The organism is Mesorhizobium prunaredense (assembly GCF_900156895.1).
GTDB lineage: Bacteria > Pseudomonadota > Alphaproteobacteria > Rhizobiales > Rhizobiaceae > Mesorhizobium > Mesorhizobium prunaredense.
Genome location: NZ_FTPD01000017.1, coordinates 263,432 through 272,712 on the forward strand (window position 1 = coordinate 263,432; position 9,281 = coordinate 272,712).

A 9,281-nucleotide genomic window follows, 5' to 3' on the forward strand; every position below is an offset into this window, starting at 1 on the left:
CGTGGTCAGGCAAGGGCATAGCCTTGAACTGACCATTGGTGCGCCCAATCCCATTCCGCATAGTCACCGCGGCCACGGCCTTGGTAGCCTTCCTGCAGGAGCGCCGTCCATCAACAGGGTCTATCACTCGGGGAAGCACGCTTCCAGAATCCTTCTTCCAGTTATCCCGGGGGCCGTCGCTCAAGCCCCGGCTCCGGCATACGACAACCTTCGAGGTCAACCCTGTCGCAAGGATGACGAGTTTGTCCCTGGCGGACTGCCGATTCAAGCCCATCCAAGTGCGCCGGTAGTTTCGTAACGGCCTGCTGGCATCAGTCTCGGCCTTCCTGGTCCGGCAGGTAACGCACAAATGAAATGAAGTGGGGAGGATTACATAATGAAGAACGGGCATCTCAGTCGGCGTATGGCATTGAAAGCAATGCTATTAGGATCCGTAGCGCCTTCGATACTGCAATCAAGAGCGCTCGCTGGGTCGTCCTGCGCCGATCAAGTCGTGCGTGTCGGCACAGTCGTCGCCCCCGACTCGATGAACATATTTGCGACCTGGAGCTCCTACTATCCGACGTGCTACACATATGACTTCTTTGTCGGCGTGGATGCCCAGCGCCATTCTGATCGGAGGGGGTTTGCCAAAGAGTGGTCGGTTGCCGATGACCAGCTCACCTGGACCTTCAAGATCTGGCCTGGGATGAAGTGGTCTGATGGCCAGCCTGCGACTGCCAAGGACGCGGCGTTCACCTACAACTATCTCATTGGCTCCATAGGCAAGCCCGATGAATTAAATATCGGCCAAAACAACACTAGCGGCCTCGAGCAATTCGGATCCGTCGTGGCCATTGATGATGAGACTCTGCAAATCGTGACCAAGGTCCCCACCCGCTGGCCCATCGACAACGGCGTACATATTGTTCCCGAGCACATTTGGAAGGGTATCAGCTACGCCGATGCGCGCAGCACCTTCCGCAATGATCCACCGCTGGTGGGTACGGGGCCGATGATTATCCAGGAGTTTCAGCAGGGCCAGTTTGCCCGCCTCTCGCCGAACCCGCACTTCCGCACGGGGCAGCCGACGACGACCGGCATGATTTTCAATTTCTTTACTACCGCCGACCCCATCGCGCAGGGTCTGAAGAGCGGCAATCTCGATTTTGGCTTCGGCATGACAGTTGCCCAGTGGGAGGATCTCTCGAAAACCCCCGACATCGTGGCTGCGGAAGCGCGTATTGAGCAACGGAACTACTTGGCCTTCAATACTGTCTCCGGAAAGGGCGCGGGCAGCACCAAGGCACTGCAGGATCCGGCGTTTCGGGATGCGATCGGCTACGCGATCGACCAGAAGGCCATTGTCGATCGAGCCTTCCGAGGGCACGCGGATCCTGGCGTGGGACTGGTAATGCCGTCCGCCACCGAATACTACTCGGACTTGAGCGACATCAGGCGCCACTTCGATCTCGCTGAGGCGGGCCGCAGGCTCGATGCTGCCGGCTATCGAGACACCGACGGTGACGGCGTTCGGGAAGACAAGGAAGGAAAGAAGTTTCAGCTCGAGTTGATCACGGGAGCGTCCTCAGGCGGCCTAGAGATACCGATTGCGGCGGTGCAGCTAATCGCGGGCTGGTTGGGACAAATTGGTATTCCTTTATCGGTAACCCAGCTGGACTCCGGCGCTATTAGTGCGCGTAGGCGTGCACCGGCCGATGGCGGTGGGGGTTGGGACCTGCTCGTTGGCTCAACTTGGCTGTCACCATCGCCTCATGACATGCTCAACTTGGGCAGCAGTAAGGCGATCGGCGTATACAACTCCGCCTATTGGACGAATGAAGAGTTCGACGCGCTTTTGTCGGAAATCGACCGCACCGCCGATCTTAAGAAAAGTAAGGAACTCGTCGACCAGGCCGTCCGCCTCATCTACGCTGACGCGCCCTACATCATGCTGTGTTACCCCATGTTGCTCGAAGCTTATCGCAAGGATTGCTTCGCCGGCTGGGGGGAGGACCTATCGACGTGGAGTTACTATCCCTTTGATCGCCTGAAGCCGGTTTGAGATGATCTTCATGGAAGGCGAGGCGAGATGAGCCGGCGCATCGGGAGCATTCTCATCGGGGCCATCATGATCCTTCTGATGCTGAACTTCGTCCTATTCCGTGGCAATTCCCGGCGGCCCTCAGCGCTTCTACTTGGCGGCGCTCGCACCAGCGTGAGCGCTGAGCAGATCGAGATGCAATTTCTGAACTGGGGGCTCGGCAGGCGGCTGTTCCCGGACCAGATGGTCTCTTCAGTTTCTCCTGCACCACCAGGGCCAGCCCGGGAAGCCCGTCCTCATGTCGGTATAGCCGGTCGCCAGCCACACCCGCGCGCCGTTCGGAACCGGGATCATCGTGACCCGAGCGCGTCCAGCGCGCGCCGCAGCGCCTCGACATCCATGTGGCGACCGACGCGGACGCGGCCCCCGGCGCGAAGCTCGATTTCGATGATGCCGCTTTTCCGGCGACGGCGGCCGAGAGACGCCGATGGCGGCGGCAACACTTCCGGCTGCTGCGCGCCGCCCGCTGGTCGGGACCGAAGTCGATGAACCTGCATCGAGGCAATCGCACAGGTCCTTGCGCCTCGAAAGAGCTGGCTGACGTGAATGCCCGCCGGTCGTGCAACTTCCGACACCGACACGTCGGGCTGGAACGACGCCGCGACCAGGCCGTCCCTTTCCTCACGTGACCAACGCGGTGATTCTCAACCGACGTGATCACCTCAACTCGCGGCATCGTCATAGCGCTACTCCTGGGATTGCCCTAGGACTTCCGACGTCCGTGCTTAGCCTACAAGGTGGCTCTCGCGGCTCTCACCGGTTCTCACCTTGGGAGCGGCTTCACGCCGCGCGCTTCAGTCGTTTTGCTTTGATTAATGTCCGTCGCCCAACTGAGGGTTACTCTTGGGCGACATGCATCAGAGCCGACGAGATCGGCATCGTACAACGTTTAATCATGGCCGATGAGTCGAAGAAATGTTCCTGATGCCCCAAAGCAGGGCTTTCGTCGGTTTGAGCCTGCGTTGCCAGGGCGCTCTTCGTCCCCGTGGCTCTTGATATTAGACACTGCTGTGCTCGTTGTCCGCGGGCCGGCCGATGACCAGCTGCTTTAAGCTCCCGTCGTGCAATTTCTTGGCGTGCAGGAACGGCTCTCCCCTTCATCCGTAGAACTAGATCGCGCCGGCGAGCTTGCGCGCGACCTCGACTGCGGCCGACGTTGAGCCCGCACCCGCAGGAAGAAGACCGGGCAGCGGCCCCGGAGTGCGTGCTGCTGACCAAGCAGCCTCATCGAGCACACCGCGGCCAGTCCGCGACCCTGCTTGGTGATCATAGTAGTCAGGATCTTGCCCGGGATTGGCCCTCCGCCAAGTCTCAAACCGAGGTAGCTGACAAGCGTCGACACCGGCACTAGCCATCAGCCGCTTCACGCCTTGATCGGCCGGGACCTGCGAGGGCTCCGCTACAGAGGCACAAAAGCGAGCTACCTAATCGAGCAGCCGGCAGACAATATGCAAGAACGGCGCACTTTCGCTGATTTGCTGCGTGCAACGCCGATAATTGCGGCAGCTTGTTCCTTTAGAGCCTCTACAGTCAAACCCATCCGTAAATTGGGCACTGGGCGCGCCGCGCGGGGCGCGCAAAAAGACAGAGAGCTCCGGCGTGGCATATTATAAGAAGACTCTAATAGGAATCGTCAGCGAATATGACGATGAGAAGGAATATTACTTCTGTGACAATCAGTACACACGTGCAATCGAGAAAGCTGGGGCTCTGCCAATAATCTTACCATATGTCGCGGCTGACCGGCTGGAGGGTGTAATCAATCTCATATCGGGTCTTGTGCTTTCCGGCGGCAAAGATTTGGCTACCGAGTTTTACGGCGCCGCTCCTCACCACGCTGTTAAGGTGCAACCGCATCGCGACAACTTCGAAATTGAACTAACGCGCTTAGCACTCGAACGTTCAATGCCCATACTAGGCATCTGTCGGGGAATGCAGCTTCTGAATGTGGTAGCGGGAGGTACACTTTATCCGCATACGATTGACGAGCTTCCAAGCGGACTTGACCATCGGAATGGTATACCATTGGATCAAGCTGCTCACGATGTATATTTGGAACCAAATTCGCTGCTGTTCCAGTATAATGGCGGGTCATCGTTGTTACGAGTGAACAGTTGGCACCATCAGGCCGTTAAGCGGGTGGCTCCTGACTTCATCGTTTCAGCGCGAGCAAACGATGGACTTGTCGAGGCGATCGAGGCACCTGGCCGGGCTTTTGTGATGGGAGTTCAGTGGCACCCAGAGTTCTTCTGCGATAGTGAGCCCGCCAGCCGTTGCCTCTTCAATGGCTTTGTAGACGCTTCTAGGTCGATTTGAATGACCGCTGCATTGCACTGCCAGCAATCTTCGGCTTGGAGCAAACTCGATCTAAACGTTGATCGCGGCCTCTGCTCGTGATTCGCCCGAAAAAGGAGCTGGCAAGGTGAAGTTCTCGGCGAGTTTATTCAAGGCTTCTGTCGCTGCGGGAACAGATTTATCTAACTTCTGTCTTGAGAGCGCGATGCTGTTCAGGCTGGCTGTAAGCTTCCGCCGCAAGCGTTGTATTTTGTCTCTGTGAAAAACCGCTCGTTAGAAGAATCCGGTGGGGAAGCCCAAGGAAGGAGCAAATATGATGGAAGTCACTCAGCGCACGGCATCTGAAGGTTGTCCAAAACTTCGGGCACGCGACCTGGGACTGCCGTTTGCTGGAACGACTGGTCCCGTCAACGCCATAACCGATGTTGCCGGCATAGAAGTAGGCTATTCGACGGTAATCAGCGACGAAAAACCAATAGGCAGAGGACCGGCGCGCACCGGTATCACTGCCATACTTCCCCGAGGCCGCAGTGGCCCCGTTCGGGCGCCCGTTTGGGCGGGGTTCCACTCCCTGAATGGCAATGGCGAAATGACGGGGACTCACTGGGTCAAGGAAGCTGGGTATTTCACGGGACCTATTGGCATTACAAACACGCACAGCCTTGGCCTAGTCCATCAGTCGATTTTACAATGGATGATGCAAAGACCAGACACGGGCGTCGGATCCTACAGGTTTATGCTGCCTATTGTGGGTGAAACGTGCGATGCCTACCTCAACGACATGGACGCCTTTCATGTTACATCTGCCCATGTAATGAAGGCCCTAAATGAAGCTTCCAGCGGCCCGCTGGCCGAAGGCAATGTTGGAGGGGGGACGGGCATGATCTGCTTCGAGTTCAAGGGCGGAACGGGAACGTCGTCTCGCATGGTGGATTTGCTCGGCTTACGATATAGTGTCGGTTGCCTTGTGCAGGCGAACTTTGGAATTCGTCCGCACCTCAAAGTTCTCGGCGTCCCTGTTGGTGAGCACATCAGATCAAACCGGCTGTGGGCTGGCGAGCAGGGTTCGATCATCGCCGTCGTGGCTACTGATGCCCCTCTGATGCCTACCCAGTTGGAGCGGATTGCACGACGTGCGGGCATCGGCATCGCTCGTACGGGAACGCCAGTTGGAGACGGATCCGGCGACCTTTGCCTTGCCTTCTCGACGTCAAACCTTAGCACTAGTGAGTCGGCCACAGCACCTGCTGTAGGCAATCTCGCTTTCTTGCCGAACAATAAGCTCGACCCACTCTTCGAGGCTACGGCGCAGGCGGTGGAGGAAGCAATCATCAATGCCATGGTGGCGGCCGAATCAATGGTGGGCAGGGAAGACAGGCTAGTTTCCGCGATCGAGCACGATGCGTTAAGAGACATTATGCGCAAGTATGGTCGATTGAACGGTTGAGCAGCAAGCAAGCGCGTCTCCAATGCCGGCCTCTTTCGTTTGCCGCCAATCCTAGGGGACATCTGAGACATTCCTTCCGAGAAACCACAGCCCCTCGCTCTATGCTCGAAGCGGTTGGAGAGAGTTTGCATGGTTTTATATGAGGGCTGGCGTCAGGGGACGATCACTGGACGCGGATTTGGCAAAAATTGAGGACACCTCGTGCTTTAGCAACATAGGAGCCGGCGTAGAACGCGACCGACCGCCGGAATGTGCGCGGCGCAGGAAATCTTCAACAACGGCGGCCAATTCGCCTTTGATCCGCGTTCGGTGGCGAAATTTGCGCACGGCACTTTCGCGTGAGTGTTTATATGGATGCACAAGCCTGATCAGGCGCGGAAAATCTCGGTTCTAGGCTCGGGCATGCCTGCCAGTCTCTGTTCGTGTGTCATACGTGTAGCTCGTCTTCTGGATCAAGAGATTCAATGACTCGCGTTCTTGTTCTAGGAGCAGGTGTGGTCGGCATGACCTCTGCCCACGCACTGGCAAAAAGGGGCTTTGAGGTTTTCGTGTTAGACGCCGCTTCAGGGCCTGCTCAGGCTGGCGCCAGCTTTGGCAACGGCGCTCAGCTGAGTTACTTCTACACGGATGCGATGGCCTCCCCGTCGCTTGCGTTGAACATTCCTAAATACATTCTCGGCCTCGACCCGGCTTTCAGGATTTCTCTATCACTCTCGCCATCATTTATGTTTTGGGCTCTGCGATTTCTTGGTAATTCGACGCAGAAAGCATTCGAGCGAAATACCACTGACGTTTTAGAACTTGCGCTGCAGAGCCGGGCGGGGATCGCCGAGCTTTCGTCTAAAATCAAATTCGATTACACCAGCAATGGAAAGGTCACTCTCTTCTCTAGCAAGGAGAGCCTGCGCAAGGCTGAACGACTGACGCAAATAAAAAACCGATATGGCGCTGGACAGATTGTCCTTACGCAGGAGCAGTCACTAGAGCGAGAGCCGGCACTAAAACATTACGGACACTCGTTTGCGGGTGCTATTTGGTCGCCGTACGATGAGGCCGGCGACGCCAGGTTGTTCTGTCGCAATCTTCGAATTCTGCTTGAGCGCGACTACGGTGTTCAATTCTTGTTTAACACCAAGGTTCTCGGTGTAAGGCGCCAAGCCAAAAAGCTGGTTGCAGTAATAACTGAGAAGGAGGAAATTCAGTGCTCGCGCGCGGTGATGTCGCTGGGTGCTAACACTCGTCTCATTGCAAGGACGGCTGGCATCTGGCTGCCAATCTGGCCAGTCCAGGGCTACTCGTTTACCATCCCCGCGTTTGATGCAGCCCCGAGAGCCAGTATCACGGACACCTTCCGGAAGACAGTCTTCTGCCGCATAGGTGACAGGCTTCGTGTCGCAGGGCTTGCCGATATTGCACCGGCTGGTGGGAAGTTCAGAGAGGACCGGTTTTTTACGTTGCTCGCTACTGCGAGGGGCATCTTTCCGAGAGCAGGGGATTATGATGGCGAACTAAACGCTTGGACGGGCTTTCGTCCAGTGACGCCTAACAGCAAACCGATCGTAGGTAGGACAAAAATCGAAGGCCTTTATCTGAACTGTGGCCATGGCTCGCTTGGCTGGACACTATCGATGGCTACGGGCAGCGCATTGGCGGATGTGATCGCGTGCCCGGCGAATTGATGATTCATCGAACCTATGCATACCTTTAGCGATGCACCGAGAAAATTGACGGACAGCCGGCCACGGCCTCCAACGATTGCGCGCTCGAATGGGCCAGGCGGAACTTGGGGCTGGCATTCGCCGGACGATTGAGCAGCAGCGTAGGGCTGCGCAACAACTCGGACCGCAATAGTGCGCACGGCATCGCACACCTGATGCGCATGAACGCATATCGGCAGGGTTATTCGCAGCGGCACGCCTGCGGGCTCGTCGGCATGGAGCCGCGGGTTTATCGCTATCGTCCGAGCTGACCTGACGAGGCAAGCCTGCGGACCGGCTGCGGGAATTGGCCGCCGAACGCCGGCGCTTCGGCTATCGCGCCTGCAACTCTGCTGAAGCGGGAGCGTGTGGCTCGAACAGGAGGTCTGTGCGTCTAAGCCGGTAGAACCGCAGAATATCTGCACCTAACTGGCCCGAATTAGCGCAACACGTGCCTGAAAAGCGCCGATATTGACGTCGCGAACTTGGGTGAGGGATGACGTCTTAGAACGGGTGCAGAACTCTGAAGGGAGCACAGCACGCCGGCGTCACTCACGAGAGTGTTTTTTTACCAGTTTGACTACCGGTCAGTCGTGTCATGACGCTTCGGTCAGCGCGTTGCCCGAGACCTTACGGCCAACGTCCGGTTTCCGACAGCTTGGAGCTAAGCATGCAAGCGGCAAAACCAGCAGGTTTCACTGAGTCGGATGTAATTCGTAATATCGGTTACGTGACGATGAAGGATGGAACGCAACTCGCTTACATCTCATACCGTCCGGAGAAATCGGGCCAGTATCCGACGGTTTTCCTCTACGATCCATACATAGCGAACTCGACCCCTTTCGAAATCGCGAAGCACTTCCTAGAAGCCGGGTACGCATTTGTCGGCGCCAATCTTCCCGGAACCGGCTGCTCAGAAGGTGTCATTGAGTTCTGGCATGAACAGCGAATGGACAAAGGCGGACCCTACGGCGCCGAATTGATCGAATGGATCGCCAGGCAGCCCTGGAGCGATGGCAATGTCGGAATGGTCGGCAATTCATCGGCGGGGCAGCCGCAGTTCTGGGTCGCGGCCGAGCGGCCTCCACATTTGCGGGCCATCGTCGCGAGCGGATTCGGGGACGGCTACGAGTTCTTTCTTTCGGTTGGCGGAATGCTCCCACTGTCAATGGGAACATGGATACTTGAAAGTGAGTTTGAGACGCAGGTGGACGGTGCAAAGTGGCGCGTCGATCAAGGCGATACCGAGTGGGCCAAGATTCGCAGTAGTAATAAACAGGTGGTCAAGACCTCCCTTTTTGACGAAATACGGAAGCACCCGCTGAGGGATGAATGGTGGGATTCTCAGACCTTGATCAGCAAGGAGCTCATCGACAGAGTCAATGTGCCGACCATGCTCATTGGGGCTTGGCAAGAGGCCTATGGTGGCTCCGCCATGGCAAACGTTCGAATGTTTACTCATTTCATGCAGCATCTGAAGAACAAGAAGCTTGTTCTGATGAATGGTGACCATGGGAGCTTCGGACCTGGGCCGCGGGGTTATTGCCTTGTCGACAAGGAGCGAATGAAGTTCCTCGATCGCTGGGTTAAAGGAGTCGAGAATGGAATAGAGAATGAGCCGCCCATCAGTGTCTACTGGGAGGTTCAACAGCCCGAGGGTGATCCGAAGAAATCGGTAGCAGGCTGGACGACGCATCACGACACGTGGCCAGACCCGAAAGTCGAACGCCGCACCTTCTATCTTACGGTCGACGCACAG

5 protein-coding genes and 2 pseudogenes are annotated in these 9,281 nt (G+C 57.0%); 6 read left to right on the forward strand and 1 reads right to left on the reverse strand.

Annotation, left to right across the window (positions count from 1 at the left end):
• The first annotated feature begins 376 nt into the window (after nucleotides 1-376).
• Nucleotides 377-2,044: an ABC transporter substrate-binding protein gene (locus BQ8794_RS15615; protein ID WP_077379092.1), complete on the forward strand. Its 1,668-nt coding sequence runs from the start codon at nucleotides 377-379 to the stop codon at nucleotides 2,042-2,044.
• Between the two features lie 329 nt (nucleotides 2,045-2,373).
• On the opposite strand, the pseudogene BQ8794_RS37395 reads toward BQ8794_RS15615, so the two are convergent.
• A pseudogene (locus BQ8794_RS37395) lies at nucleotides 2,374-2,706 on the reverse strand (transposase); the annotation flags it as partial.
• 976 nt (nucleotides 2,707-3,682) lie between these two features.
• On the opposite strand from BQ8794_RS37395, the gene BQ8794_RS15625 reads away from it, so the two are divergent.
• The 5 genes and pseudogenes from BQ8794_RS15625 to BQ8794_RS15645 all read left to right on the forward strand — a co-directional run.
• The gene (locus BQ8794_RS15625) at nucleotides 3,683-4,399 is read left to right on the forward strand and encodes a gamma-glutamyl-gamma-aminobutyrate hydrolase family protein (RefSeq protein WP_167378749.1); all 717 of its coding nucleotides are present in this window, start codon (nucleotides 3,683-3,685) and stop codon (nucleotides 4,397-4,399) included.
• A 292-nt stretch (nucleotides 4,400-4,691) separates the two neighbouring features.
• Nucleotides 4,692-5,825: a DmpA family aminopeptidase gene (locus tag BQ8794_RS15630; RefSeq protein WP_244554981.1), complete on the forward strand. Its 1,134-nt coding sequence runs from the start codon at nucleotides 4,692-4,694 to the stop codon at nucleotides 5,823-5,825.
• Nucleotides 5,826-6,289: 464 nt separating this feature from the next.
• Nucleotides 6,290-7,504: an FAD-dependent oxidoreductase gene (locus BQ8794_RS15635; RefSeq protein WP_077379095.1), complete on the forward strand. Its 1,215-nt coding sequence runs from the start codon at nucleotides 6,290-6,292 to the stop codon at nucleotides 7,502-7,504.
• 215 nt (nucleotides 7,505-7,719) lie between these two features.
• Nucleotides 7,720-7,862, forward strand: a pseudogene (locus tag BQ8794_RS37400) (IS3 family transposase); the annotation flags it as partial.
• A 330-nt stretch (nucleotides 7,863-8,192) separates the two neighbouring features.
• A partial coding sequence (locus tag BQ8794_RS15645; protein ID WP_244554982.1) for a CocE/NonD family hydrolase occupies nucleotides 8,193-9,281 on the forward strand: 1,089 nt, incomplete at its 3' end.